Source organism: Desulfocucumis palustris, from assembly GCF_002933875.1.
GTDB lineage: Bacteria > Bacillota > Desulfotomaculia > Desulfotomaculales > Desulfocucumaceae > Desulfocucumis > Desulfocucumis palustris.
The window spans coordinates 39,078-62,702 of record NZ_BFAV01000071.1 but is presented as its reverse complement, the minus strand read 5'-3'; the positions used below and the strand labels follow the sequence as shown (position 1 = coordinate 62,702).

Annotated in this window: 28 protein-coding genes; 19 read left to right on the top strand and 9 right to left on the bottom strand. The window is 47.8% G+C overall.

The window, feature by feature from the left end; all coding sequences use genetic code 11:
* Window positions 1-204: 204 nt before the first annotated feature.
* The 9 genes from DCCM_RS05375 to DCCM_RS05335 all read left to right on the top strand — a co-directional run bounded on the left by DCCM_RS05375 (window position 205) and on the right by DCCM_RS05335 (window position 6,503).
* The gene (locus DCCM_RS05375) at window positions 205-816 is read left to right on the top strand and encodes an RNA polymerase sigma factor (RefSeq protein WP_104371414.1); all 612 of its coding nucleotides are present in this window, start codon (window positions 205-207) and stop codon (window positions 814-816) included.
* Window positions 813-1,046: an anti-sigma factor family protein gene (locus tag DCCM_RS05370; protein ID WP_104371413.1), complete on the top strand. Its 234-nt coding sequence runs from the start codon at window positions 813-815 to the stop codon at window positions 1,044-1,046. The genes DCCM_RS05375 and DCCM_RS05370 overlap by 4 nt, the downstream gene beginning before the upstream one ends.
* Before the next feature lie 2 nt (window positions 1,047-1,048).
* Entirely contained in the window at window positions 1,049-1,504 is a 456-nt protein-coding gene (locus DCCM_RS05365) for a CGGC domain-containing protein (protein WP_104371412.1), read from the top strand.
* 45 nt (window positions 1,505-1,549) lie between these two features.
* The gene (locus DCCM_RS05360; RefSeq protein ID WP_104371411.1) at window positions 1,550-1,996 is read left to right on the top strand and encodes a DUF3795 domain-containing protein; all 447 of its coding nucleotides are present in this window, start codon (window positions 1,550-1,552) and stop codon (window positions 1,994-1,996) included.
* Between the two features lie 164 nt (window positions 1,997-2,160).
* Window positions 2,161-2,637 carry a helix-turn-helix transcriptional regulator gene (locus DCCM_RS05355; RefSeq protein WP_104371410.1) on the top strand — a complete coding sequence of 159 codons (477 nt, stop codon included), beginning with the start codon at window positions 2,161-2,163 and terminating at the stop codon, window positions 2,635-2,637.
* A gap of 47 nt (window positions 2,638-2,684) precedes the next feature.
* Entirely contained in the window at window positions 2,685-3,959 is a 1,275-nt protein-coding gene (locus DCCM_RS05350) for a coproporphyrinogen-III oxidase family protein (RefSeq protein ID WP_104371409.1), read from the top strand.
* Window positions 3,960-3,969: 10 nt separating this feature from the next.
* Window positions 3,970-4,872, top strand: coding sequence for a radical SAM protein (locus DCCM_RS05345; RefSeq protein ID WP_104371408.1), 903 nt, complete (start codon window positions 3,970-3,972; stop codon window positions 4,870-4,872).
* Between the two features lie 52 nt (window positions 4,873-4,924).
* A complete protein-coding gene (locus DCCM_RS05340; RefSeq protein WP_231702669.1) occupies window positions 4,925-5,191 on the top strand; it encodes a hypothetical protein in 267 nt (88 codons plus the stop codon).
* A gap of 118 nt (window positions 5,192-5,309) precedes the next feature.
* Complete coding sequence (locus DCCM_RS05335) at window positions 5,310-6,503, top strand: pyridoxal phosphate-dependent aminotransferase (RefSeq protein WP_104371407.1); 1,194 nt, start codon at window positions 5,310-5,312, stop codon at window positions 6,501-6,503.
* A 60-nt stretch (window positions 6,504-6,563) separates the two neighbouring features.
* On the opposite strand, the gene DCCM_RS05330 is transcribed toward DCCM_RS05335, so the two are convergent.
* Both DCCM_RS05330 and DCCM_RS05325 read right to left on the bottom strand, forming a co-directional pair.
* Entirely contained in the window at window positions 6,564-6,887 is a 324-nt protein-coding gene (locus tag DCCM_RS05330) for a hypothetical protein (protein ID WP_104371406.1), read from the bottom strand.
* Between the two features lie 314 nt (window positions 6,888-7,201).
* Entirely contained in the window at window positions 7,202-7,522 is a 321-nt protein-coding gene (locus DCCM_RS05325) for an SCP2 sterol-binding domain-containing protein (RefSeq protein ID WP_104371405.1), read from the bottom strand.
* A 273-nt stretch (window positions 7,523-7,795) separates the two neighbouring features.
* Here DCCM_RS05325 and DCCM_RS05320 point away from each other — a divergent pair, with 273 nt between their 5' ends.
* On the top strand, window positions 7,796-8,650 hold the full coding sequence (locus DCCM_RS05320; RefSeq protein ID WP_174705137.1) for a hypothetical protein: 855 nt from the start codon (window positions 7,796-7,798) through the stop codon (window positions 8,648-8,650).
* Here the strand turns inward: DCCM_RS05320 and DCCM_RS05315 are convergent.
* Window positions 8,633-9,355 carry a metallophosphoesterase gene (locus tag DCCM_RS05315; RefSeq protein ID WP_104371404.1) on the bottom strand — a complete coding sequence of 241 codons (723 nt, stop codon included), beginning with the start codon at window positions 9,353-9,355 and terminating at the stop codon, window positions 8,633-8,635. The two genes, DCCM_RS05320 and DCCM_RS05315, sit on opposite strands and share 18 nt — an antisense overlap.
* Before the next feature lie 138 nt (window positions 9,356-9,493).
* Here DCCM_RS05315 and DCCM_RS05310 point away from each other — a divergent pair, with 138 nt between their 5' ends.
* Window positions 9,494-9,685 carry a hypothetical protein gene (locus tag DCCM_RS05310; RefSeq protein ID WP_104371403.1) on the top strand — a complete coding sequence of 64 codons (192 nt, stop codon included), beginning with the start codon at window positions 9,494-9,496 and terminating at the stop codon, window positions 9,683-9,685.
* A gap of 46 nt (window positions 9,686-9,731) precedes the next feature.
* Here the strand turns inward: DCCM_RS05310 and DCCM_RS05305 are convergent, their stop codons facing one another.
* On the bottom strand, window positions 9,732-10,115 hold the full coding sequence (locus DCCM_RS05305) for an ATP-binding protein (protein ID WP_307718800.1): 384 nt from the start codon (window positions 10,113-10,115) through the stop codon (window positions 9,732-9,734).
* 215 nt (window positions 10,116-10,330) lie between these two features.
* Here DCCM_RS05305 and DCCM_RS05300 point away from each other — a divergent pair, with 215 nt between their 5' ends.
* The 3 genes from DCCM_RS05300 to DCCM_RS05290 all read left to right on the top strand — a co-directional run bounded on the left by DCCM_RS05300 (window position 10,331) and on the right by DCCM_RS05290 (window position 13,280).
* Window positions 10,331-11,395, top strand: coding sequence for a branched-chain amino acid aminotransferase (locus tag DCCM_RS05300; protein WP_174705136.1), 1,065 nt, complete (start codon window positions 10,331-10,333; stop codon window positions 11,393-11,395).
* A gap of 157 nt (window positions 11,396-11,552) precedes the next feature.
* Window positions 11,553-12,026: a MarR family winged helix-turn-helix transcriptional regulator gene (locus DCCM_RS05295; protein WP_231702668.1), complete on the top strand. Its 474-nt coding sequence runs from the start codon at window positions 11,553-11,555 to the stop codon at window positions 12,024-12,026.
* 435 nt (window positions 12,027-12,461) lie between these two features.
* Complete coding sequence (locus DCCM_RS05290) at window positions 12,462-13,280, top strand: DUF3786 domain-containing protein (protein WP_104371402.1); 819 nt, start codon at window positions 12,462-12,464, stop codon at window positions 13,278-13,280.
* On the opposite strand, the gene DCCM_RS05285 is transcribed toward DCCM_RS05290, so the two are convergent.
* On the bottom strand, window positions 13,269-14,003 hold the full coding sequence (locus DCCM_RS05285; protein ID WP_104371401.1) for a GreA/GreB family elongation factor: 735 nt from the start codon (window positions 14,001-14,003) through the stop codon (window positions 13,269-13,271). The two genes, DCCM_RS05290 and DCCM_RS05285, sit on opposite strands and share 12 nt — an antisense overlap.
* A 645-nt stretch (window positions 14,004-14,648) precedes the next feature.
* Here DCCM_RS05285 and DCCM_RS05280 point away from each other — a divergent pair.
* A complete protein-coding gene (locus DCCM_RS05280) occupies window positions 14,649-15,329 on the top strand; it encodes a TerC family protein (protein WP_104371400.1) in 681 nt (226 codons plus the stop codon).
* 136 nt (window positions 15,330-15,465) lie between these two features.
* On the opposite strand, the gene DCCM_RS05275 is transcribed toward DCCM_RS05280, so the two are convergent.
* Both DCCM_RS05275 and acs read right to left on the bottom strand, forming a co-directional pair.
* A complete protein-coding gene (locus DCCM_RS05275) occupies window positions 15,466-16,518 on the bottom strand; it encodes a phosphotransacetylase family protein (RefSeq protein WP_104371399.1) in 1,053 nt (350 codons plus the stop codon).
* A gap of 11 nt (window positions 16,519-16,529) precedes the next feature.
* The gene (gene acs, locus DCCM_RS05270) at window positions 16,530-18,638 is read right to left on the bottom strand and encodes an acetate--CoA ligase alpha subunit (protein ID WP_104371398.1); all 2,109 of its coding nucleotides are present in this window, start codon (window positions 18,636-18,638) and stop codon (window positions 16,530-16,532) included.
* A gap of 456 nt (window positions 18,639-19,094) precedes the next feature.
* Between acs and DCCM_RS05265 the strand changes: the two genes are divergently transcribed.
* Window positions 19,095-19,346 (top strand): hypothetical protein, encoded by a 252-nt coding sequence (locus tag DCCM_RS05265; protein WP_104371397.1) that lies wholly within the window; start codon window positions 19,095-19,097, stop codon window positions 19,344-19,346.
* Here the strand turns inward: DCCM_RS05265 and DCCM_RS05260 are convergent.
* Together DCCM_RS05260 and DCCM_RS05255 are read right to left on the bottom strand one after the other, a co-directional pair.
* The gene (locus tag DCCM_RS05260) at window positions 19,327-19,758 is read right to left on the bottom strand and encodes a threonyl-tRNA synthetase editing domain-containing protein (RefSeq protein WP_104371396.1); all 432 of its coding nucleotides are present in this window, start codon (window positions 19,756-19,758) and stop codon (window positions 19,327-19,329) included. The two genes, DCCM_RS05265 and DCCM_RS05260, sit on opposite strands and share 20 nt — an antisense overlap.
* Before the next feature lie 43 nt (window positions 19,759-19,801).
* Window positions 19,802-20,563, bottom strand: a complete 762-nt coding sequence (locus tag DCCM_RS05255) for a tRNA lysidine(34) synthetase (RefSeq protein ID WP_307718799.1) — start codon at window positions 20,561-20,563, stop codon at window positions 19,802-19,804.
* A 249-nt stretch (window positions 20,564-20,812) separates the two neighbouring features.
* On the opposite strand from DCCM_RS05255, the gene DCCM_RS05250 reads away from it, so the two are divergent.
* The 3 genes from DCCM_RS05250 to DCCM_RS05240 all read left to right on the top strand — a co-directional run bounded on the left by DCCM_RS05250 (window position 20,813) and on the right by DCCM_RS05240 (window position 23,404).
* Window positions 20,813-21,484 carry a TerC family protein gene (locus DCCM_RS05250; protein ID WP_104371395.1) on the top strand — a complete coding sequence of 224 codons (672 nt, stop codon included), beginning with the start codon at window positions 20,813-20,815 and terminating at the stop codon, window positions 21,482-21,484.
* A 184-nt stretch (window positions 21,485-21,668) separates the two neighbouring features.
* Entirely contained in the window at window positions 21,669-22,010 is a 342-nt protein-coding gene (locus DCCM_RS05245; protein ID WP_104371394.1) for a phage holin family protein, read from the top strand.
* A 29-nt stretch (window positions 22,011-22,039) separates the two neighbouring features.
* The gene (locus DCCM_RS05240; RefSeq protein ID WP_104371393.1) at window positions 22,040-23,404 is read left to right on the top strand and encodes a sigma-54 interaction domain-containing protein; all 1,365 of its coding nucleotides are present in this window, start codon (window positions 22,040-22,042) and stop codon (window positions 23,402-23,404) included.
* The last annotated feature ends 221 nt before the right edge of the window (window positions 23,405-23,625 follow it).

Below are 23,625 nucleotides of genomic sequence, written 5' to 3'. Positions count from 1 at the left end.
TAATATGCCTTCATTCCATGGCATGGCGGCAGCGCGCCGGGCCTTAAAAATAATGTTTAAAATAAATATTTTCAATATGATCAAAAAGTGAGAAACTTTTTTTATATTATTGCATCTAAACTGGTAAACTACCCCTCCTTTCGCCCCCCCTTCGCGGGTAAGGAAGGCTAAAGTTGTGGGGACTTCCCGGCGGGAAAGTTAAAAATGCGGGTGGTGATATGCCTGGAACAATATAAACAGATAACAAATGAAACCCCGGACACAATTTCAGACTGGGAAGAAATAGTCAGGAACAACCAGCAAAATATTTATAACCTTGCCTACTATTTATCCGGGAGCCCTAATGAAGCTGATGACATTACCCAGGAAACCTTTCTTAAAGCCTTTGAGAACCTGCAGGGATTCAGGGGGGAGTCCAGTTTGCGGACATGGCTCAGCCGTATAGCAACCAATATATATCTGGGTAAAAAGAGAAAACAATGTAAACATCAATCCATATCCCTGGGGGAAATGACGGTTCCGGACTGCTCGGGCAATCCGGAGAGAATAGTTATCAGAAGGGAAATGCAATGGTGCATAATGCACATTCTTAAACACCATCTTCCCAGCCGGGATTATCAGGTGGTTCTCGTGCTGAGGGACCTGCACGGTTTAAGCTACGAAGAAATAGCAAGCATCCTGAGCCTACCGGTTACCACGGTAAAATCCCGTCTTTTCAGGGCCAGGCGGGCATATAGGGACCACCTTGTTAAATCAGGCTGCGTGGGTCTGGTAAAGGATTACACTTGCTATTGCCAGGGGGGATATGAACTATGAATTGCCGTGAGGTTCTTTTGAAATTAAATCCATACCTGGAAAAAGAGCTGGATATCTTTACAAATAAACAAGTGGAGAAACATCTGGACAACTGCCCTGTCTGTCAAAATGAGTTTAAAACCCTTGCCCGGACATTGCGGATAATTAAAGCTGTCAAGGCTCCGCCAATGCCCAGGGATTATTCGAAAATAATACCCGGAGCCTCAAATTCCCCTGAAAGGAAGTGTTAATAATGGCGAGAATCGGTATTATAACCTGTTCCAACTGTACCCAGGAGCTGGATTGCGCCTCGGTTGTCTGTTTAGCGGATATGCGAAAAAGAAAAGGGCTTTTTAAGGACTATGCTCCCGATGAAAGGCTGGACCTGGTGGGAATAATTAATTGTTCCGGCTGTCCCACCGCGGGCGCCCCGCAAAAAATACTGCGGCGGGTTCGTTCCATTGCCGACCTCCGGGTCGACGCCCTGCATTTCTCTTTTTGCATGACGGCCCTGTGTCCCTTTAAGCAGAAGTATGAAGCCGTAATCAAGGAGGCCTACCCGGAAATTAAAATCGTTATGGGTACCCATACCCCTCCGGATCCGGCGGTATTCCGGCAGGAAGTAAAGGATTTGTTATGCGCCGAACGATTTACTATGTCCGATTTAATCCTGGGACGGCCTAAAAACCAGAGCCTGGCAAAAGAATGAAAAGAGCTGAACGGCTTTAAATATCTATAGGGAGCAACTAAAAAAATGGAATATAACGAGGTATTAAAACACCTGGCGCCCTGCGGGCTTGACTGCGGCAGATGCGCCGACTATGAAAATGGGGAAATAAAGCAATTAAGCGCAAAACTTTTACAGGCCATGGGAAACAATTATGGCAGGGTGGCCAAAATGAAATCCGGGGAAAATATTGTTTTTAATAATTACCGGCATTTTGAAGAGATATTGACTTCCTTCTCCCTGGCCTCCTGCAGCGGTTGCAGAGGTGAAAAAAATCTGTGCCCCATCGAATGCGCCGCCAAAACCTGCCACAAGGAAAAGGGTGTGGATTTTTGTTTTCAATGCAGTGAATACCCCTGTCAAAAGCAGTTTAGCGGAAGGCTCAGGGAACGGTGGATTAATATTAATAACCGCATGAAAGAAATTGGCGCTGTGGAATATTATTTTGAGCAGGTTCAGTTGCCCAGATACTAAAAGGGAATCATTGCCCGTTTAAATAAAAAGCCTCTCACCGGCGTTGCTGTTACGCGGATGAGAGGCTTTTTTTCTTTGTCTTTAGTTATTACACACATATTGACAGCGCAAAAAGGTGGTGTATAATTTCAACAATAGTGTAATTTTACACTGCGAGGTGCCAAATGGATCGGGATGAATTTATTCAGATTGTTTCTGAGACCATTAAGCATATCCGGGTGAACAGAAATTTAACCCAGGATCGTATGGCGGAAATTCTGGGAATTTCCAAAAAAACGTTAATCCAGATTGAAAAGGACCGCATATATGCCGGTTGGACTGTGGCCATTGCCTGCTGCGCCATCTTTAGAAATGATGAAACCCTTCAAATGGTTTTGGGCGGCGACCCCCTGGAGTTGGTGGATTTGTTCTCTACCCGGAATATTGCCACCCCTGGTGTAAAAACATTGGGCGGAAAGATTTGGTGGCGGAAAGTGGATTCCAGGGGCGATTATGTTTTGCAGAACAATGTCATCAGCCATCATTTTCGAATCATTGACGGCGAAAACAGAAGGTGGTTCAGTTCCTTTGATGAGCAGGATGCCAGATTACGGCTTATGGAACTGGCCGGAGCAGGTAATACGAATCAGGATAACAATTGAGAAAGACAAAAAATAGCGGGAATTGGCATATTTACAGGAGGAGTTATATGATTACCGAAGCGTTAAGGCTAATAATCGCCCGTAAAAGGGATAAATATGCCTTTGAGCAATTCAGTGCCTCCGGGATAGATTTTTCCGCGCTGCCGGAAGAACTGGGTTTATATATACACGTACCCTTTTGCCGCAGCCTCTGCCCTTTTTGCCCGTACAACAAAACAATTTATAAAAAGGCGTCGGCAGTCAGGTATTACACAGCACTGCTGAAAGAGCTTGATATATACCGGCCTTTCCTAAAAGGAAAACAAATTTCCTCAATCTATATCGGTGGTGGAACTCCAAACCTGATGCTGGGGGAAATTGCCGTACTCCTGGGGAAAATAAGAAGCCGTTTAAATGTTGGGGGCGATACCGGGATGGAAATACATCCCCGGGAGGCAACGCCCACTCAACTGGCCGAAATCAAGAAAGCCGGGATTAATTTGATCTCCGTGGGCGTACAGAGCTTTCACCAGGGGTCACTTGAATATTTGGAACGGGGGTACGCTCCGGAAGACAGTCACCGGGCTGTGCAAAGCGCTCTGCAAGCAGGGTTTGACACCGTGGACGTGGACATCATGTATAACATTCCCGGCCAGTCGGAAACGGATATAGAAAAAGACCTCAAAATATGTTTGACTTATGGGGTGGATCAGGTTTCAATATATCCCCTCATTGTTTTTCCCTGCACGCCTCTTCAGGAAAAAATCAAATCCACGGGAGCTCACAGGTTTAGCGAGCTAAAAGAGTATAAAATTCAAAAACGATTGGATAAAATTGCAGCAAACCATGGTTACGAACGGACTTCCATCTGGACCTACGGAAGAAAAGAAGCTAAACGATACACTTCAGTTACCCGGGAAACCTTTCTTGGTTTGGGTGCTTCGGCCACATCACTCTACGACAAATATTTTTACCTGAATACTTTTGACCTGGAGGAATACATCAAAGCCCTGGAATCCGGGCGCATTCCCATCAGCCTGATCAATACCATGAGTCCCAGGGAAAAACAGGTATTTTGGCTTTTCTGGCGCTGTTACGATACCGTTATTCCCCGCCAGCGCTTCCACAGCCTTTTCGGAGCATCACTGGATCACAAATTTCCGCTGCTGATTACCGGATTGAAAATGCTGGGGCTTGCCAGGGACCATGGAGAAATGCTTAAGCTGACCGGCCTGGGCGCTTTCTGTTATCACTTTGTTGAAAAACAGTACTCCATTAAATATCTAAATACTTTGTGGAATGCCAGCATGCGCAACCCCTGGCCGAAGCGCCTGGAATTGTAGGAGGTCCCATATGAATTGCTCAACTTTCGCAGCTCTTGCTTTTTCAGGACTTAAGGCGGCAGCCGGTTTCCAGCGAACGCCGCTGCTGGCGACAATTATTATTACAGACAGATGCAATCTGAGTTGCCGGCATTGCGCCGTGGCCAATCAGGGAGGGAAGCTTTCAACTTATACCGAAACCCTAACGTTGATGCACAAACTTGTTAATAAAGGTGTTAAAATATTATTCTTCTGCGGAGGCGAGGTGTTTCTCTGGCGTGACGAAGGATACACCATACACCATTTGGTGAGGAAGGCAAAAGAAATGGGCTTTGCCCTTGTCTGCGTGGTAACCAACGGAACCATATCAATCGAAGTTCCAGAAGCTGATCTGGTTTTTCTGAGTATTGACGGAATGGAGAAGACCCACAACGCAATCAGAGGAAACACTTTTCAGCTCATCCTCTCAAACCTGGAAAAGGTAAGCAAACCAAATATAATATTCTACATGGCGGTAAACAACATTAATTACAGGGACATTCCAGAGGTCACCGGTCTGGCAGCCGAAAACCACAGGGTCAAAGCCATCTCCTTTAATTTTCATACTCCCTATAAAGGAACCGAAGGACTGGCCCTGGACCATAAACAAAAAGTACAGGCCGCAGCCTCCATCAAAAGCCTGTTCAGAAAAGGTGCCCCCGTATTTAACCTGCCGGTTGGGCTTGATTATTATTTAAACGGCAATTGGAGCCGCCCGTGCCACCAGTGCGTGGTGTATGAAAATGGTAAAGCCTTCACCTGTGGACGCTGCAGCGAGATACCCGGGTTATGCCGGAAGTGCGGTTATCTTTTTGCAGTGGAATTCTCCCTTCTACTTAAAGGAAACCTTCGGGCTATCCGCCAAATGCTGGCTACTTACCTGAAATATTGTTAAATAAATCATATAAAGCAGGAAAATTTAATACACCGTGATGACTAAGGGGGACTTGCAGGGCAACAATAAATGGAGTACCGGCGTGGAGGGGATGCGCACCATGAGCACCATGTGCCCTGTATGCAGCGGAATCATGGAACAGGGACCCTTATGCGATTGCGGGGCGGAGATGAAGGACGCGGGTCTGGTGACGGACTACCTGGGGCCGTACAGCCCGTACTTTAACATGTCCTTTGAGGCTTCCTGGTGCCTGCACCTTTTTGTCTGCCCCAATTGCGGCCGGGACAAGAGGCTGGCGGTCAGGCTGGTGGAAGTTTAGGTAAAATGCGACAGGGAAGAACCGTCCCCTGTCGCATTTAAAAGGTTTTTCCACCGCTACATAGAATTTGCTATTAATGGATAATGCCGCAAAAGACTCAAGGAGATGATTAATTAATATGGCCATAAGTAAAAAGGTTGAAAAATTTCTTGCCGGTGCATCCTTTATACGAAAAATGTTCGAGGAGGGTGAAAGGCTGAGAGCCATATATGGGGCCGACAAGGTGTTCGATTTCACCATAGGCAATCCAAATGTGGAGCCACCGGAAAAATTCAGGGAGGAACTGAAAAAACTGGCCTTAAACCCCGTCCCGGGCATGCACCGTTACATGAGCAACGCCGGCTACACTGAAACCAGGTCGGCGGTGGCGGAGGTATTAAAGGAAGAAACAGGTCTTCCCTTCGGGCCGGAATTTGTGGTAATGACCACCGGGGCGGGCGGGGCCATTAACGTGGTGCTAAAAACCCTCCTGGACCCTGAGGACGAGGTTATTGTATTAAAGCCATATTTCGTGGAATATAGATTTTACGTGGACAACCACGGCGGAAAAACAGTTGAGGTTTCCACCACCCCGGAATTCAGGCCTGACCTGGAGGCGCTGTCCAGGGCCATAACTCCCCGGACAAAGGCCATAATCATCAATTCCCCCAACAACCCCACCGGGGTGGTGTACAGCGCCGGAGAGCTGGAGGCGCTGGGAAAACTTATTAAACAAAAGGAATCTGAATACAACAGCGATATTTATGTCATTTCCGACGAACCCTATGCAAAAATTGTTTATGACGGCATTAAGGTACCCAGTGTGTTTTTGTACCTGGACAACAGCCTGGTGGTTACCTCCCACAGCAAGGATCTGGCCCTTCCCGGGGAGCGCATCGGCTACATAGCCGCCAGCCCCGGGGCAAAGGATATTGAATTGCTGATGGAGGGACTGGTTTTCGCCAACCGCACCCTGGGCTTTGTCAACGCCCCGGCCCTGATGCAAAGGCTGGTGGCCGGATTGCAGAGAGAAAGCGTTGACCTGGAGGAATACCGGGAAAAAAGGGATATACTGTACAACCACCTGACCTCCCTGGGCTTTGAAATGAATAAGCCGGACGGAGCCTTCTACCTTTTCCCCAAATCCCCGCTGCCGGACGACGGGGAATTTGTCAGAAAGGCCCAGGAGCACAACATACTTCTGGTTCCCGGGGCCGGATTCGGCCTGCCGGGATATTTCAGAATAGCCTACTGCATAGACAAACAGATTATTATCAACTCCCTGCCTTCCTTCACCAGGCTGGCGGAAGAGCTGGACATGAAAAAACGGTAAAAAAAATTAGCCCCGGGGGGTCACCCCGGGGTTAAAATCTTTTAAATTTATTAATAACGATCAATCCTCCATCAGCATTATGAGCTTTTCATGTATGTGAAGATTCAACTGGCCCATTACTTTGCGGAGGGTCTGCGGATCATCCAGCACAAGATTGTCTTCCCAGCGCTCCAATAGATAAGATATAAACTCAAGGTATCCGTGGGCCAATGTTAGTGTGTAAAGCTCCCGGTACCTGTTGTTCTCCGGCTGACATTTGTTTCCCGGGGTATCTTTGTGAGTCAGCTTGAAATTTCCCAGCCTTTTGTCCTCCCTGGTCCAGGAAACAATTCCGTCCACGGGAAGCACTTCCCTTCCGCAGGTATCACAGATAAACCTTGACATTTAAGTATCCCTCCCCCAGTCTATATCGGTATTAATAATGCGGTTAATTTATTAAGGCCGATATTATTTTTTTGTTATAGGTTTACCAGGTAAGCAGGTGCTGCTTTTAAAACAATAAATATCAATATATTATACCAACTCCAAGTTACATTATATATTTATACATTATCACAGGCAACAGATATATAAACAAAAAATTAACCGCTACAAGCAAATACTGGGCGGGAAAGCTCGCCATCACCGGGTTTAATCCCCTTACTCCGATGTTTATAAATAAAAAAAACCCGGAGCTGCCTCCGGGAAACCAGATGCCTTTAACCGAGCAGGGTTTGCAGTTTCATGGCCAGGGACATGTCGCCTTTTACCTGTAATTTTCCGCTCATGAAGGCCATGGTGGGATTCAGTTGGCCGCCGATCATGCTTTTGAAATCCTCGGCATCCATTGTGATGGTGATATCGGGGGAATCCGCAGCTCCCTCCTGGATGGTGGCCGCCCCGTCGTCGAATTTTACGAAATAGCTCCCGGCTTCACCGCCGGTCAGCACAAACTGGTAGATGGCCGTAGTTCCCTTCATTTTAGCAGGATCAGCCAGTTTTTCCTGCAAAGCAGCCAAAATTTCTTTTACCGTCGGCATACATTTACCCCCTTTTTAAATTTGTCGCTCCACCGGCGACAGAAATAATGTCGCATTATGAATGACTGTTCACCCAATACTTAGGTTTAATCTTCTCCGGAATATCACATTTTCCTGCCGGTTAATTAAAATTTTTTGGAAGCAGAATATAAACTAATATTAACATACACAATTGTACCGGTTGATTTCCTGCCCGGCGGAAGGAAAATAAGTAACCTCGTGAGAATATGAAAATATGAACTTATTTAATTACGGAAAGAAGGCTGCAATGTTTTGAGAACCTGGTATATAGAGGATGCCGGAGGCGGCTGCAGAGCCTTTTCCGAGGTCGTGGTTCTGGTTTCCGAAAATCCCGAGGAATCCCACATCTCTACAATACCCCTCACCTGGTCCGGCGGAGAAAGTCTTGAGGAAGTGGTGTGCAGAGCCGTGGTCGGCTTGATGGAAAGTGCCGGCGTGACGGAAGAGGATCATGTACTGGTGTGCTCCGGCAATATCTTTCACGGCCTGCACGCCTGGCTGACGGAAAATAATTATAACTGGGAATTCGCCCGGATGGACGGGCTGGCCCACGATGTCGCCGAAAATGAGTTTTACAACCAGATTCTAAAAGCGGGTTTTCCGCCCCATATAAAATTAACCGACCGCAATTACAGGGATTTTTACAGGGTAGTAGAAAAATGGATTATGGAAGACGAATCAAGGCACTCCTTTTTCAAGGACAGGTCGGTGCGCCAGAAGCCCGTGGAAACAAGATACGTTCTGAAAGCAAACGGCGCCCGGAAGCAACGTTGCTGCGCCTGCAGAAAAAGCATATTGCCCTATACCCCACTGGTGGAGTTTAAAGCCCGACAGGAGGGCAAAAGGGTCAGGAAATTTTTCCATCCGGAGTGCTCACCGATAACTCCTCTAAAGAATAAACTTAAAACCGCCCCGGGCGTCATAGGTGAAAAAAAGATTGAAGGAGTGCTTTCCACCTGCCGCAATGAAACTGTATGCGCGGTTTGCGGAGAAGCAATAACCCCGGGCAGCGATGCATTTTACTCTTATCCGTCAGGCAAACTGACAGTGTGCCACACCCGTTGCGTTGTTAAAAAATCAGAGCTACATTCACCTGGCGAGGATTAAGCGGGGCATAAAATCCAAATAGTCGGCGCTGACCAGATAAAAACGGATTCCCCACTGGACATCCGGAAGCCTGTAGCGGCACGCCCTGGCGTGAAGATGGCCGTAAACCACCGTTTTTACGCCATATTTTTGAAACAGCTCAATAAATCCGCTGTACTCGTGTTTCTCATTGGTGGGCATATAATGCATCATAGCAATTATCTCCCCGGCCCCCGCCGCGCTTTTCAGGGAATTTTCCATCCGGATCAATTCCCTGTTGTATATTTTGAGATCGTCATCGCTAAAATACGCGCCGTTGGGACATAACCATCCCCGGGAACCGCATAAGGCCAAGTCCCCCACCTGAACGCTGTCGTTTTGGACCAGCAGCACATTCCCCGGCGCCACCGCCCTGGTTTTTGATATTGACTGCCACCAGTAGTCATGGTTTCCCTGAACCGCAATTATATTCCCCGGCAATATGCCGAGAAAATTCATATCACAATGCACCTGATCCAGCCGCATGGCCCAGGATATGTCCCCCGGCACCAAAACCAGGTCCTTTTCCGTCACGGTGGAACACCAGTTGTCATAAATCTTCCGGGGGTGATTCAACCACTTTTGATCCAGGTCAGACATGGGTTTATATAAAATCGCATTCCACTGGTCCGGGTCCGGCCTGGTGGCAAAGGACAGATGCAGGTCACTCATGGAGTAAATATTCATTGTATCCTCCGGCTAACCCTCATTAAACTTCGCTTAAGTTAATCATATCATAATGTAATATCATAGTCGGCATTTTACGGAAGTTTATAAATAGATTTATTCCCTTTTACCAGTCCCACACAAAGCGGGGTGAAGCAGTTGAATGAATACAAATTGATTACGGTGGTTGAAACCAAGGAGCACGCCTATATCAGGATGTTCGTAAACAATTCGCTGATTAACACCGAAGGTCTGATTAAATTAAAACACGAAGATCTGGATCAGCTTTTCAAGGATCTTTTCAAAGGCTCCAGGGGACGCTGCATAAAATGCCGCTGCTTGCACCCCTGAATGAATAAAAAAAGGGAGGAACACATCCCCCCTTTTTATTATTATTTTAACCGTGTATCAATGCGGGCAGGCAGCGGGTGCATACCCAGAGGCTTTCCCCTGCGCTCCGGCATGGTATTACCGGCTGCTCATCCTCACCGCGGCCGCAGCGAAAGCACTTCTGGGGGATGTAATTCTTTATCCGCCCTTCCACGTGCCTGTGAACCGCCTCCTCTGAAAACTCCTCGGCCTCCCTCTCTTCTATGGTCAGGGCACCCTCCGGGCAGACCCCCAGGCAGAATCCCGCGCCGTCGCAAAGCTCGTCTTTTATTACCCTGGCCTTGCCATCCCTTATTTCAATGGCTCCCTCGGCGCAGGGAGAAACACAGAGACCGCAGCCGGTGCATTTATCCTCATCAATTTTAACGATTGACCTTCTTTTTATTGACATTTTATTTACCTCCGGTTTTTTATTCGCTGTTAATTATAACCCTCTGGTTATCAGCTATCTGTGACTAAAACACTTCTTCCCCTGTGATCTGCAACACAGCGGTATAATTATCGCGCCCCTTTATAAATATTTTTGAAGGAAAAATTAAAATGTATATAGAAGTCTAACAAGAAATTTTTTATAAAATTCCGATTAAATGGTTGGGAGGTCTTTAGGTGTATAACATTCCCGTTTATAAAGCTCAGAATCTCAAGGAAAAGCCGGCTGACAGCCAGTTAACCTTCGGCACCAGGTTTACAGACCATATGTTTGTGGTTGATTATAACGTCTCCAACGGCTGGCATAACCCCCGTATCGAGCCCTACGGCCCCTTGAGCCTGGAACCGTCCACCATGGTACTGCATTACGGTCAGGCCATTTTTGAGGGCATGAAAGCTTACCGGAGACAAAACGGTAAAATCGGTATTTTCAGGCCCCTTTCATATTTGGCCCGGCTGAACCGCTCAGCCCAACGCCTTTGCATACCGGAAATAGACGAAACAATGGTGCACCAGGGGTTAATTGAGCTTTTGAAGCTGGAACAGGACTGGGTTCCCGGCTCCAAGGAAACATCCCTTTATATCAGGCCTTTTATCATCTCCACGGATCCCTACCTGGGGGTCAGACCGTCCAACACCTACAAATTTATGATTATCCTCTCACCGGTGGGAGCCTATTACCCCGAAGGCTTCAAACCGGTAAAAATAATGGTTACCGATAAATACGTCCGGGCTGTACGGGGCGGCATAGGCCACGTAAAAACACCGGGCAACTACGCCGCCAGCATCCTGGCGGCAGAAGACGCCAAAAAGCAGGGCTATACCCAGGTGCTGTGGCTTGACGGTGTGGAACTGAAATACATCGAAGAAGTGGGCACCATGAACATATTCTTTGTAATAGACGGCCAGGTTATTACCCCGCCCCTGGAGGGCAGCATTCTTGGCGGAATCACCAGGGATTCGGTACTCCAGGTATCCCGGAAATGGGGTCTCGACACTGTTGAGCGCCGGCTGTCCATAGACGAAGTGGTTGCGGCCTCCCACAGCGGCAAATTGCAGGAAATTTTCGGCTCCGGCACCGCCGCCGTGGTATCTCCTGTAAATGAGCTTAAATGGCGGGATGAAACAATTGTGCCCGGCAACGGTGGAGTGGGCGAGCTGTCCCAAAAGTTTTACGACCATATCACCGGCATACAGTACGGCCTGCTTACGGATGAGTTGGGCTGGGTGGAGGAACTGTAAGAAAGGTAATTTTTAAGGGCTGTCCCCCGGGCTATTGGGGACAGCCCCTATTTTTACCGAGTAAATTTAAAATATTCTATTGATATTGAACTTGCAGCCGGAGACATTCTTGACTGGGTCTGTTAATATGCTTACAATAATTTAATATATTAACAATATGGGGGTTAGGAAGATTCAAGAAAAAGGAGCTGGGCCGGACCACTACCTTTCAAAAAACGCGCTGTTTGTGCTGGGATCGGTATGGGATACCCTGGAAGATGTTTTTTCCATGCATTTTGCCCGGTACGGCCTTTCCTGGCCCAAATTCAACGCTTTAATTCATCTGTACATGGCCGGCGACCGGGGGTTGACCCAGTCTGAACTGGGAAAAAAGATGCTGGTTTCCAGGGCCAACATAACCGGACTGATAGAGCGGCTGGAAAAAGACTCCCTGGTGATTCGCAACGCCGATCCCTCGGATAAAAGGGTGTTCCGGGTCTGCCTGACGGACAGGGCCATTATTCTCATGAACTCCTTCATTCCCGTACATAATAATTTCATTCATAAAATAATGTCCGCTCTTGACAGAAATGAAAAGGAAGTCTTTATTTCACTGCTGGAGAAACTTAAAAAAGGATTGGAATCAGTTTGATTTGTTGCATGGCTGCAGCAACGGCGTGCGCCATGCAACCTTCCGGGCATCGCGGCAAAGAAACGACAAAATAAAAAAACATGCTAAAATTTTGTACCTCCCCTGGTCATCAGCAATTTAAAACCCTTTAAGCAGGCTAACCGGCTTAAAGGGTTTTTACGTATCGGCATATTTAAATGTCTTAACGGCTGCCGCTTCCTTCCGGGTGGCCGTCATTTTATTTACTTTAACCGTTATTAAATATTGACTGAAACTGTTAACAGGCTTACAATATTGTTAACATATTAACAATTACTCTTGTGAATACGGGGAAATAAAAAACGGATAAAACGGCCCGCACTGCCTTTAACCCGCCGGAATAGGCACCTTGATTGATTTGTGCAGGGATATATCCGGAATAATTAAATTTTTTCTTACCGAGAAAGGGGTAATTTCATGTCTCAAATTAATAATCCTTTGGAAATCTACAAGCTGCTCCCAAAATCAAACTGCAGGCAATGCCTGGCGCCCACATGCCTGGCCTTTGCCGCCGAGGTAATCAAGGGTCAAAAACAATTGGGAAACTGCCCGCATCTGGATAAAAACATAATCGAGCAGCTTAACGGAAAAATTGTTAGACAAACAAATTTCGAACAGCACCTGGAGAAAACCCTGACGGATTTGAAAAATAAAATTAAAACAGTTGATTTCCCTTCATCGGCGGAAAGATTGGGAGCTAAATTATCCAACGATAAATTGACAATCAAATGTCTCGGCAAGAACTTCACCGTTGATACCGGGGGAAATATTACATCCGACTGCCATGTTAATGTATGGGTAACCATACCCCTGCTCAACTATATTATTTCCAGCGCGGGTACTAATGTTTCCGGAAAATGGGTTCCATTCAGGGAACTAAAAAACGGAATGAAATTTAATCCGCTTTTTGAGCAGAGATGTGAAAAACCTTTAAAACAAATTGCCGACGCCCACACGGAACTTTTTGAGGACATGATTTATATTTTTGGCGGAAAGCAAGTGACAACCGGTTTCCCCTTTAATATTTCAATTGTTCTATATCCCTTGCCGGGAGTTCCAATTCTCCTTTGCTACAGCAAGCCTGAGGACGATTTAGAATCCAGGCTCAATATATTTTTCGACGCCACGGCGGAAGACAACCTAAACGTTGAATCAATCTACATGCTTTTCGGCGGTCTTGTCCTAATGCTTCAAAAAATAACCTCCAGGCACGGGGTCAGGCCCTTAACTTATTAACTTATTCATTAATATTGTACGTGCCTTTGTTAAAATATAACAGGTGCCCCGCACCTGTGTTTCAAGAAGCATAGGAGTAAACCACGCTTTTCCTGGCACCCCTTGCCGTGAGAAGATAACACCGGCATTCTTCACGCCAAGGGTTTTCAAGCACTTCAATAAATGATCATGATTTACGTTTCGTAATAGAGATTGAGTCAGATTTCTTAGCTTATTAATCTTATCAATTGGAGAAATATCAGCCTCTTTAAATTTAAGGCTTAAAAAATATTTAAACAGTACAAAAGAATAAGTTAAGAGCCTGACCCCAATAATTTTAAATCCATTAGGTGTATTTAGAGACACTTCATCACCGGCCTTTTTTAGCAATAAAGCCATACCAATGTCAGACAAACAGGATACATCATAATTCTCTTTATTCTGAAGCGGCAGCACTATTCTTAATTTTGTTACCTGGCCTTTTTTCAGGTCTTGCAAGTGCACTTCACTTCCCACTATTACAAAGGGGATTGTATTATTGACGTTCGATGATATGTCAATATTTTTTATAAGATTGTCAACCTGACGGATATATTTTTCCAGTAATTCCCTAAGCAGTTCCCTCTGTGGAGTAGGTTTAGGAAAATAATCAGTAATTAATTTGCTCTTTTCTTCTTCAATATAGACAAGCCCTTTTATTAGTTTTTTGAATGCATCTTTAGTTAGTTTGACTTTTTCCTCCATAAATCCGGACTTGGGGTCAGGCTCTTAACTTATTAACTTATATACTGATGATGCACACGTTTTCTGTTTAAATATAGCAGGTGCCTACACCCGTGTTTCAAAAGTCGTAGGGGTAATCTCGTTTTCTCTGGTGCCCCTTGCCATGAGAGGATAAAACTGCATTCTCCACGTCGAGGGTCTTCCATTGCTTCGATAAATGACAATGATTTTTGAATCAGTGTTCTTAGATTATTTAATCTGATTAATTGGGAAAATACCAGCCTTTTTAATTTAAGACATTACAGAATATATAAACCAGAAATGAAATAATAAGTTAATAAGTTAAGGGCCTGACCCCATTTTAAAAAAATAAATGTTGCGGAGCTTGTACAAAAAGGTTATACTTTAATAGAAATATTTTTCATATATTTTCATACACTGTAAAGGGGAGTAGCTTTTACAACAAATGCCGTCACCACAGGACCGGAGGTCCTCGGCTTTGTTGGCAACCACGTTGTTAGCAAGACCTTTACCATGCATTAACGTGCGGGTAAAGGTCTTTATTTTTTTGGCTGAGGACATTCCTTGGTGAGTTTTCGTTTAGTATAACGAATTTGGATAGCCCTGGAAGGTGTGTTCCCCGGCTTATAAAGGAGGATTTGTAACATGACACCTTTTGAACTGCTGTCGGCGCTTTTTTCAATAATAATAATTGACATCATCCTTGGCGGCGACAACGCGGTGGTTATCGCCATGGCCAGCCGCTGCCTGCCCGAAGAGCAAAGGAAAAAGGCCATTATCTGGGGCACGGTGGGGGCTGTGGCGGCCAGGGCCGCCCTCACCGGAGTCGCACTTTTCCTGCTGAAGGTTCCTTTGCTGCATTTGGTGGGAGGACTTTTTCTGATCTGGATAGCGGTCAAGCTGCTGACCGACCGCACCGAGATGGACCCCGAGGTGAAAACCGGCAAATCCCTTTTTGAGGCGATAAAAATAATAGTTGTGGCGGACCTTATTATGGGCGTCGACAATGTTATAGGCGTGGCTGGCGCCGCCCACGGCCACTTCCTGCTGGTGGTGGGGGGCCTGGCCATCAGCGTACCCATTATCGTCTGGGGCAGTTCAATGATTCTGAGACTAATGGTTAAATTCCCGGCGATAATTTATATCGGCGCCGGGGTGCTGACCTGGACCGCCGGCAAAATGATCGCGGAAGACAAGATAATTCATAATCTTTTAAGACCTTACAACAATCTGTATGAAATTATTATTCCCGCCGTTATTACTGTAATAGTTATCCTGATAGGCGTCAAAATCAACAGTAGACCAGTGGAAAAAGCTGAAATGTAGCGAACCTGGCTGGAGCTTATTCCAGGCCTGCCTGGACGGGGCCGGCTGTTAGAGAGATTAAAAAGGGACGGTGCCCGGGGACGATTGCCCGGTCACCGCCCTTTTTTATTTGAATCAATATTTATCGGCACTACGACTATACCTGCAGGCCATCCAATATTGCCTGCCAGTTGCAATATTGCTCAATATTTTCCAGTGTCAGCCTTTTTCCTTCTTTATCCTCCGGTTTTAATTTATGGGTTACCATGTGAAGTTTCTCCACCACGGTATAGGTATCGTAATGCACCAGAATCACCGGGACATTCTTTTCCTCGGCCCGGGCCAGAACCCTTACATCCGGATACAATCCGCCGGTGAGTATAAGCACCGAGGTGCCGGTTTCCAGGGCCGCCAGGGCCAGATCCGACCGGTCCCCCCCCAGTATCACAGCTTTGTCCGTGGCCCGGCGCAAAAACCTGAGCGCGCTTTCCATGGTCATTGCCCCTATTACTATGTCCTGGATCTGGAGGTTCATCCTGTCGTGCCCCGCCAGTATCTCCCCGCCCAGTTCCTGGTAGAATTCCTCCACGGTGGGGGCTGCAATGGCTTCCAGGCGGGGTATCACACCCATGGAGCGGTACCCCTTCTCCTCCAGCAGCGGTACATACACTCCCTCGGTTTTGGCCAGCACCGGCCTGGGCACATTGTTAAAAACATTGCCCGACAGATGAACTCCCCTTCTTTCCAGGAACTCATTGTAGAATATGGCCCGGTCCAAACATAAATCATTTTCAATTTTTATAACCACCAGGGCGGAAGCGTTCATTTCCATGGACAGGTTAACGTCGTCCAGCCCCCAGGAGGCCATGACGTATGGAAATACCGCTCCGTCGATGATCACCGTATCCGCGCCTTCGGATACCCGACGGTAAGAGGAAAGGATATCCCCCAGCCTTTCCTGTTTACGATTTGCGGATAAATAGGTAAGACCTGCCTTGGTGGGAACGATGTCCTCCACCGGGGCTTCCATTTTCAGGACTTCTTTCATCAGCAGGGCGTCTCTGTCAGACTGGTCGTCGTGCCTGGATGCGAAGCCCACCGGCTTGAAATAAGCCACTTTCATCCCCTGCTCCTTGAATTTCAGGGCCAGCCCCAGGGCCATGACGGTTTTGCCGCTGCCGGGGGCACCCATGATATAGAGATTCCTCATTTTGATTCACCTCACGAAATTGAAATGGTTATTTTTACGTCCAGGGCGCTTAATCCGCTGGGGTAAACGAACACCGGGTTCACATCCAGTTCCGTGATCTCCGGAAAGTCCAGCGCCAGCCTGGCCACCCGGCCCACCGCGTCAACCACGGCATTAATATCCTGGGGCTCCGAGCCCCTGTAGCCCCTGAGCAGGCTATAGGACTTGGTTTCCGCAAGCATGCTCTCGATTTCCTTGCGGGTAAGCCCCCTGGCCAGCCTGAAAGCCACATCCTTCAGCAGGTTGACATATATTCCTCCCAGTCCGCAGGCTATCATGGGTCCAAACTGTATGTCCTTGGTCATGCCAATGATAAGTTCCGTGCCCCGGGGCATCATTTTATTAACTTCCACCCCGTACACCACCGCCTGGGGCATAAACCTGTGCACACTCTCCATTATTTCCAAAAATCCCTTCCGTACCGCCTCCGGAGAGTCCAGGCCGACTTTTACCCCGCCCACGTCAGTTTTGTGCAGAATCTTCGGCGAGGCAACCTTGAGCACCACGGGATAGCCTATTTTTTCCGCTTCTTCCACAGCCTCGTCCGGGGTGGTGGCCAGGGCCACCGGGGCCGCCGGTATCCCGTACGCCCTTGCCACTTCCGCCGCCTCGCTGCCCAGCAGAACCAGCCGGTTGTCTTTCAGCACATCATAGAAAATGGCCTTTACCGCCTTTTTATCCACATCCTGATAATCAAGGCCCGATTCATCCGGAGGAGAATCTATATACCTGCGGTATTTGACCATATGGTTTACGGAAGATATGGCGGGCTCAGGAAAAGTATAACAGGGAACCCCGTTTTCCGCCAGCAGGGTTGCCCCTTCCTTCAGCCCTTCTCCCCCCATGTAGGAGGCAAAGAAGGTTTTATCGGGGTATGTCTCCTTCATTTCAATTAAAGCCCTGCCTGTTTCTATGGGCTCCGTGGTGGCGGCATGGCACAGCAGCAGCATTACCACGTCGGTATTGGGATCGGCGCAGACCTTTTCCAGGGCAAAGCTGTAACGGTCCGTCTTGGCGTCTCCCAGCACGTCAACCGGGTTGTAGATTCCCGATTCCGGAGGCAGCCCGCTCCTCAATACTTCCAGGGTCTCCTTCTGAAAACGGGCCATTCTCAGCCCGTTGGACTCCACATTGTCGGTGGCGATAATTCCCGGCCCGCCGGAATTAGTAATAATAGCCACCTTGTCGCCCGCCGGCAGAGAGCATTTGGAAAATGCCGCGGCCAGGTCGAAAAGTTCGGTCATGTTCTTTGCCCTTATCACGCCGCACTGTCTGAACGCCGTCTCGTAGGCAAGATCACTGCCCGCCAGCGCCCCGGTGTGCGAGGAGGCCGCCTGGGCGCCGGCCTGGCTGGTTCCGGATTTTAGGATTATTACGGGCTTTTTCCTGGTGGCGTTGCCCACTACTTCAAGAAATCTTTTGCCGTCCGACACATCCTCGATGTAGCAGAGTATGACCCTGGTATAGGGATCCTCCGCGGCCTCTTCAATAAAGTCAATTTCTGATAGATCCGCCTTGTTCCCCAGGCTCACCACCTTGCTGAAGCCCAGCCCCACAGACCGGCTCCAGTCCAGAATGGCCACCATCATGGCGCCGCTCTGGGAGAAGAAGGCTATGTTCCCTTTTATAGGGAATACCTTGGCAAAGGAGGTATTCAGCTGCATGTGGGTGTCCATCATCCCCAGGCAGTTGGGACCCAGCATATGCATGCCGTACTCCCGGCAGGTGGCCAGCAGCTGTTTTTCCATATCCAGCCCTTCCTTGCCCACCTCTTTAAAACCGGCCGTTATCACCACCAGGTTTTTAACGCCGGCCTTGCCGCACTCTTTGGCAACGTTGAGCACCCTGGCAGCCGGAACTGATATGACTGCCATCTCCACTTCTTCCGAAATATCTTTTATACCGGGAAAGGCCTGGAGGCCCATGATTTCCTGCTCTTTAGGATTAACCGGCAGTATTTTGCCGGTATACCCCGATTCCATTACATTCTTAACTATGGCGTGGCCGATTTTCCCCGGAGAGTTGGAGGCACCCACGATGGCCACCGATTTAGGACTGAAAAAGTTTGAAAGCACGCCCATCGGTTTCACCCCGCTTGTATTTATATAGATAATAATTTCACATTCCTTATGCTGATTATATATGTAGATTTACCTTGAGTAAATATAAAAATGTGTGCTTAATGAAAAAAGTAATATTGCAAATATGCAGACTATTTAAGCCATTTCAAAATCAATAAAGGTTTAATTAATTGCCATTTAAAATAATTACAAAAATTCAGTCTTATCTTAAATTCTTAAAGTAAGCTCAAAATAATGGGTCTAGTTTGAATTTAAAACCATTAACTTGTGAAATTTTGCGCTTAATAAAATTAAAATACCTGCATCGTATTAAAACCCTTCGCAGCAGCCGTATGTCATTGCCGGATACAAGGAAAAATAACTCTTAACATACTTTGGAGACAGCCTTTGCCAATTGCCGGGGAGAACGTAATTTATCCAACGGTTGAAAAGGTGTCTCCCCCAGGAGGTTATAAAATGCCTTACAACATACTCACCCGGGTGGAAAAGGAGCTCTCCGTGGATCCCAGTTACGTTGTCAGGTACCAGGTTTTTGATAACGACACTTTTCTTGGTGACGGGGTTGTGCAATATCACCGGCTGGCCAGCCACAACGACATCAGCATACCGGACAGCATAAAAACCAGGGGCGGCAACCCGCTGCCCCCGGATTTAAAGGAACAGATAAAAGAAAAAATTAAAAAAACAGTTATTGAGGCTCTGCCGTAACAACCCTGGCCACCCTGGAATAGGGATGCCCCTTGGCATCCATTTCCAGGGTATTAAACCAGCCGAAGGGGGTTCTTATGACCTCATAGCCCTCCCCGCGCAGAATATCCCTTACCATATCCATAATTTCCACCGCGGTTTCCGGAGCCGCCAGCCTGGCAAAAAGGTGGGCGAAGGGGTGCAGCACTATAACCCCGGCTTTTAGATTTTTAGCATTTTTGCCGATCTCCCCGGCAGCCCTGCGGGCAACCAGAGCGGTATCCGCCTCGTCTCCCGTCTCTACGCTGGATAAAACCAGTAACGCTTCACCCACGGCCGTTTCCTCCGGTTCCGGCGGCTCCACCAGCTTTGAACGCCCCTTCTCCGTGATCCTGCTGCGAAAGCTGTTGACATGTATCATTAGAAATCTCAATTGCAAACCTCCCCATCATGATATTGATCAAAGTATCGACGCTTTAATCCCGGGTACCCGGCCGGTCCGCCGGAGGCGGCCACAGGTTTTTTAGATCGGCGGTATGCAGGGCGGTAAGCATCCTCTGCCGCAGGTCGGGATATTTAATCATCAGTTCCCTCACCAGCAGCTTGATTTCCTCCCGCTTGGTATGGCCGCTCACCGGGCAGGGATTCTCAATAACCGGCACCTTTTCCAGAACCGAAAGTTCCCTGACAGTCTCCTGCTCAAGATATACCAGCGGGCGGATCATGTGCATATCCCTGCGGTCCAGGTATGTATTGGGTTCAAAGGTCCTGAACTGCCCGTTGTAAAAAAGACTCATGAAAAATGTCTCCACCACGTCATCCAGGTGGTGTCCCAGGGCCACCTTGCGGCACCCGAGTTCCAGCGCCAATCCGTTAAGCGCCCCCCGGCGCAAATTGGCGCATAGGGCGCAGGGATTTTTCTCGTTCCTCACGTCAAAAACAATCTCCCCTATATCTGTGCGCAGCAGGTGAAAGGGTATTTCCAGGCGCCGGCAGTAATGCCTTAAAGGCTCCACATCCATGCCGAAGCCCAGATCCAGAAAAATTGCCTGTATATCAAAATCAATCGGGGCAATACGCCTAACGGCCCAGAGGGCGTACAGCAGCACACCGCTGTCCTTTCCCCCGGACAATCCCACCGCCACGCCATCCCCCCGGGAAATCATGTTGTAATCAACCATGGCCTTTTTAACATATGCCAGCGCCCACTTCCTGAAATCCTTCTTTTTATTCGTCAATCCTCACACCCCGTACCATTTTATCGTCGTATTTCCCGTAAGCTGCCCGGTCCCTTCCTGCCGGGCAGGCTGCGGCTGCTTCCCGGCCAAGCCATTTATTGCCATATATGCCGGGTTCTTAATCCATTTGTACATGCATAGATAACTTTATATATCACCGGATGCTCCCAAAACCCAGGGTAATCCCGTTCAATCCGCATTTAACCGCCGTACCCGCATAAATTTAACAGAAATCGAGAGGATAACTTCATGGAACAATTAGCAATTCTATTCAGCATCATTTTAATTAATTTTGTATTGAGCGGAGACAACGCCGTAGTTATAGCCATGGCCAGCCGCCGGCTGCCGCCGGCCCGGCAAAGGGCGGCAATTTTTATTGGAAGCGCCGGCGCCATTATCCTTCGCTTGGTGTTAACCGCGGTTATAGTTTTGGTATTGAAAATCCCCTTTTTACAGGCTGCCGGCGGCATACTCCTGGTTTATCTGGCAATGAAGCTGCTTAAGCCCGAGGACAGTGAAGATTGCACTAAATCCGCAGGCAGCCTGGCGGAAGCAATAAAGATTATTATCGTTGCCGACCTGATTATGAGTCTGGATAATACCCTGGCAATAGCCGCGGTTTCCAAGGGCAACTGGACATTGCTGATTATAGGCCTGGCCACCAGCATCCCCATCATTATTTTCTGCAGCAGTATTATACTATACTTTATGAAAAAATTCCCGGTCATACTGTACATAGGCGCCGGGATACTGGGGTGGACCGGCGGCGAGATGCTGGTGGAGGATAAAAAGCTGGGCCATCTCCTTCAGACCCACCTGACCGGCTCCGGATTGGATGGTATTATTACCATTGCGGCCCCGGCGCTGATCACCCTGGCCGTGATAATGCGCGGCCTTACCGCCAACTACGCCAAAAGATGAAACCCATGTATTAATGGATGTCAGGGGGACGTGGCTATTGGAACTAAAATGCCAATAAACGTCCCCCTGACATCTGTCTGTCCCTTTTCCTTAGCAGGATTTATCATATAAAACGTCGAAAAAATTACTTCATTGAATAACTCCCCATACCAGGAATTTTCAAATAAAACATACGGAGGATGCCATGAAATGGTTGCTGCCTTTTGTACTTAACGCCCTGGCCCTGTTAGCCGCAGACTACTTTTTGGACGGAATGCACCTTTCAGGAATCGGCTCGGCCATATTGGCCGCCGTGGCCCTGGGTCTGGTAAACACGCTTATCAGGCCGGTTCTGATACTATTTACCCTGCCCCTGTCGGTGCTTACCCTGGGTCTGTTTATACTGGTTATCAACGCCGTGACCTTTTCCCTGGCCTCGCTGCTGGTGCCCGGGTTCAGAATCGATACTTTCGGGGCGGCTTTTCTGGGGGCTATAATAACCAGTATAGTGAGCTGGATTTTAAACCTGCTGTTTAAGGAAGAATAAATTTAAATATTTAATCCCGGGTGATTTTAATGCAGAAAATCGAAGAAATATTCGCCATCATAGCGGAAAATGAGTATGAGGGCATTATCTATATCGACGCCGGCGGCATAGTGCGCTGGATAAACCAGGGTTACGCGGGTTTTCTGGAGCTGGACAAGGAAAATGTCATCGGCAAGCGTATAGACCGGCTCATACCTCATTCGAAACTATTGGATGTAATGAAAAGCGGCAAACCCCAGTTCGGCGAATTATGGGAAATAAAGGGCCAGCATGTACTCGTACACCGCTGGCCTATTTATAAAGACGGCAAAGTAATAGGCTGCCTGGGTAAAAGCCTTTTCAAGGACGAGCTGCCCCTGACCAGGGATTTTATTAAAAAAATAAAAAAACTTGAAAACGAGCTTTCTTACTACAAGGAGGAACTGCACAGGGAGCGCAGGGCGAAATACTCCATTGAAGAAATCACCGGCAGCAGCGAGAAAATCAATAAGCTGAAGGACAAGGTGGCCAAGATTGCCAAAACCACCTCTACGGTGCTGATAACGGGGGAAAGCGGCACCGGCAAGGAGCTATTCGCTCATGCCATACACAATGCCTCTCCCAGGAAAAACATGCCCTTTGTCAGGGTAAACTGCACATCCATTCCGGAGGAATTGCTGGAATCCGAGCTTTTCGGGTATGAGGAAGGCGCTTTCACCGGGGCCAAAAAGGGAGGCAAACCGGGCAAATTTGAAATAGCCCAGGGCGGAACCATATTCCTGGACGAAATAGGCGATATGAACAGGTCCATGCAGGCCAAGCTGCTGCGGGTGCTGCAGGAAAAGGAAATAGAAAGAATCGGGGGCATTGAGTCGGTAAACGTCGACGTAAGAGTTATCGCGGCCACCAACCGCAACCTTGAGGAAATGACCCGCTCAAACCTTTTCAGGGAGGATCTATATTACCGTTTAAACGTCGTGCTGCTTAATATTCCCCCCTTAAGGGAGCGCAGGGAGGACATACCGGCCCTGACGGAAAATCTCATCAATAAACTCGCCTTTCGCCTGGGAACGGGGGTAAAAAGCGTCTCCGGCGAGGTGCTGGAACTATTCAACCGTTATGACTGGCCGGGTAATGTAAGGGAACTTGAGAACATACTGGAGCAGGCCATCAACCTCACCGACGCCGCTCAGCTCAAACCGGAGGATTTCCCTGTTTTGCTGAAAAGGGTTTCCACCCCAAAAAGGACTGTGCAGACCATAACGGGATACAACGAGGCCATGGAGGAAGCGGAAAGGAATATACTGCTGCAGGCCCTGGCCCAGACGGGAAATAACAAAAAGGAAGCGGCCAGGCTATTAAAAATTCACCGTTCGGTTTTATATAGAAAATTATCCAAACTTGATATTATATGAAAACTTTTTTTTATTCCCACCGTGTCCTGTAATTGCGACAAGTGAGACACGGGCTAAACGACAAATATTTTCATGTTTCTGGTTTTTTCGTGTCCCCATAACAGGACACAGGCAGCTATTTCCAACCAGAACCAATTAATTACAGCCACGGAACAGGCTTGTTTCAAGCCTGTTCTATTTTTTTGAAATTTTTAAAAAGTGGTATTCTTCTTGCTGTGCTA

What these genes read in the sequence shown, in the direction of transcription:
- DCCM_RS05375 (WP_104371414.1), top strand. Translation starts at nt 205, where the DNA reads ATGCGGGTGGTGATATGCCTGGAACAATATAAACAGATAACAAATGAA.
- DCCM_RS05295 (WP_231702668.1), top strand. Translation starts at nt 11,553, where the DNA reads ATGGGGGTTAGGAAGATTCAAGAAAAAGGAGCTGGGCCGGACCACTAC.
- DCCM_RS05325 (WP_104371405.1), bottom strand. Translation starts at nt 7,522, where the DNA reads ATGCCGACGGTAAAAGAAATTTTGGCTGCTTTGCAGGAAAAACTGGCT.
- DCCM_RS05335 (WP_104371407.1), top strand. Translation starts at nt 5,310, where the DNA reads ATGGCCATAAGTAAAAAGGTTGAAAAATTTCTTGCCGGTGCATCCTTT.
- DCCM_RS05355 (WP_104371410.1), top strand. Translation starts at nt 2,161, where the DNA reads ATGGATCGGGATGAATTTATTCAGATTGTTTCTGAGACCATTAAGCAT.
- DCCM_RS05350 (WP_104371409.1), top strand. Translation starts at nt 2,685, where the DNA reads ATGATTACCGAAGCGTTAAGGCTAATAATCGCCCGTAAAAGGGATAAA.
- DCCM_RS05245 (WP_104371394.1), top strand. Translation starts at nt 21,669, where the DNA reads ATGAAATGGTTGCTGCCTTTTGTACTTAACGCCCTGGCCCTGTTAGCC.
- DCCM_RS05370 (WP_104371413.1), top strand. Translation starts at nt 813, where the DNA reads ATGAATTGCCGTGAGGTTCTTTTGAAATTAAATCCATACCTGGAAAAA.
- DCCM_RS05315 (WP_104371404.1), bottom strand. Translation starts at nt 9,355, where the DNA reads ATGAATATTTACTCCATGAGTGACCTGCATCTGTCCTTTGCCACCAGG.
- DCCM_RS05275 (WP_104371399.1), bottom strand. Translation starts at nt 16,518, where the DNA reads ATGAGGAATCTCTATATCATGGGTGCCCCCGGCAGCGGCAAAACCGTC.
- DCCM_RS05265 (WP_104371397.1), top strand. Translation starts at nt 19,095, where the DNA reads ATGCCTTACAACATACTCACCCGGGTGGAAAAGGAGCTCTCCGTGGAT.
- DCCM_RS05240 (WP_104371393.1), top strand. Translation starts at nt 22,040, where the DNA reads ATGCAGAAAATCGAAGAAATATTCGCCATCATAGCGGAAAATGAGTAT.
- DCCM_RS05330 (WP_104371406.1), bottom strand. Translation starts at nt 6,887, where the DNA reads ATGTCAAGGTTTATCTGTGATACCTGCGGAAGGGAAGTGCTTCCCGTG.
- DCCM_RS05345 (WP_104371408.1), top strand. Translation starts at nt 3,970, where the DNA reads ATGAATTGCTCAACTTTCGCAGCTCTTGCTTTTTCAGGACTTAAGGCG.
- DCCM_RS05360 (WP_104371411.1), top strand. Translation starts at nt 1,550, where the DNA reads ATGGAATATAACGAGGTATTAAAACACCTGGCGCCCTGCGGGCTTGAC.
- DCCM_RS05305 (WP_307718800.1), bottom strand. Translation starts at nt 10,115, where the DNA reads ATGTCAATAAAAAGAAGGTCAATCGTTAAAATTGATGAGGATAAATGC.
- DCCM_RS05285 (WP_104371401.1), bottom strand. Translation starts at nt 14,003, where the DNA reads ATGGAGGAAAAAGTCAAACTAACTAAAGATGCATTCAAAAAACTAATA.
- acs (WP_104371398.1), bottom strand. Translation starts at nt 18,638, where the DNA reads ATGGGCGTGCTTTCAAACTTTTTCAGTCCTAAATCGGTGGCCATCGTG.
- DCCM_RS05280 (WP_104371400.1), top strand. Translation starts at nt 14,649, where the DNA reads ATGACACCTTTTGAACTGCTGTCGGCGCTTTTTTCAATAATAATAATT.
- DCCM_RS05250 (WP_104371395.1), top strand. Translation starts at nt 20,813, where the DNA reads ATGGAACAATTAGCAATTCTATTCAGCATCATTTTAATTAATTTTGTA.
- DCCM_RS05365 (WP_104371412.1), top strand. Translation starts at nt 1,049, where the DNA reads ATGGCGAGAATCGGTATTATAACCTGTTCCAACTGTACCCAGGAGCTG.
- DCCM_RS05290 (WP_104371402.1), top strand. Translation starts at nt 12,462, where the DNA reads ATGTCTCAAATTAATAATCCTTTGGAAATCTACAAGCTGCTCCCAAAA.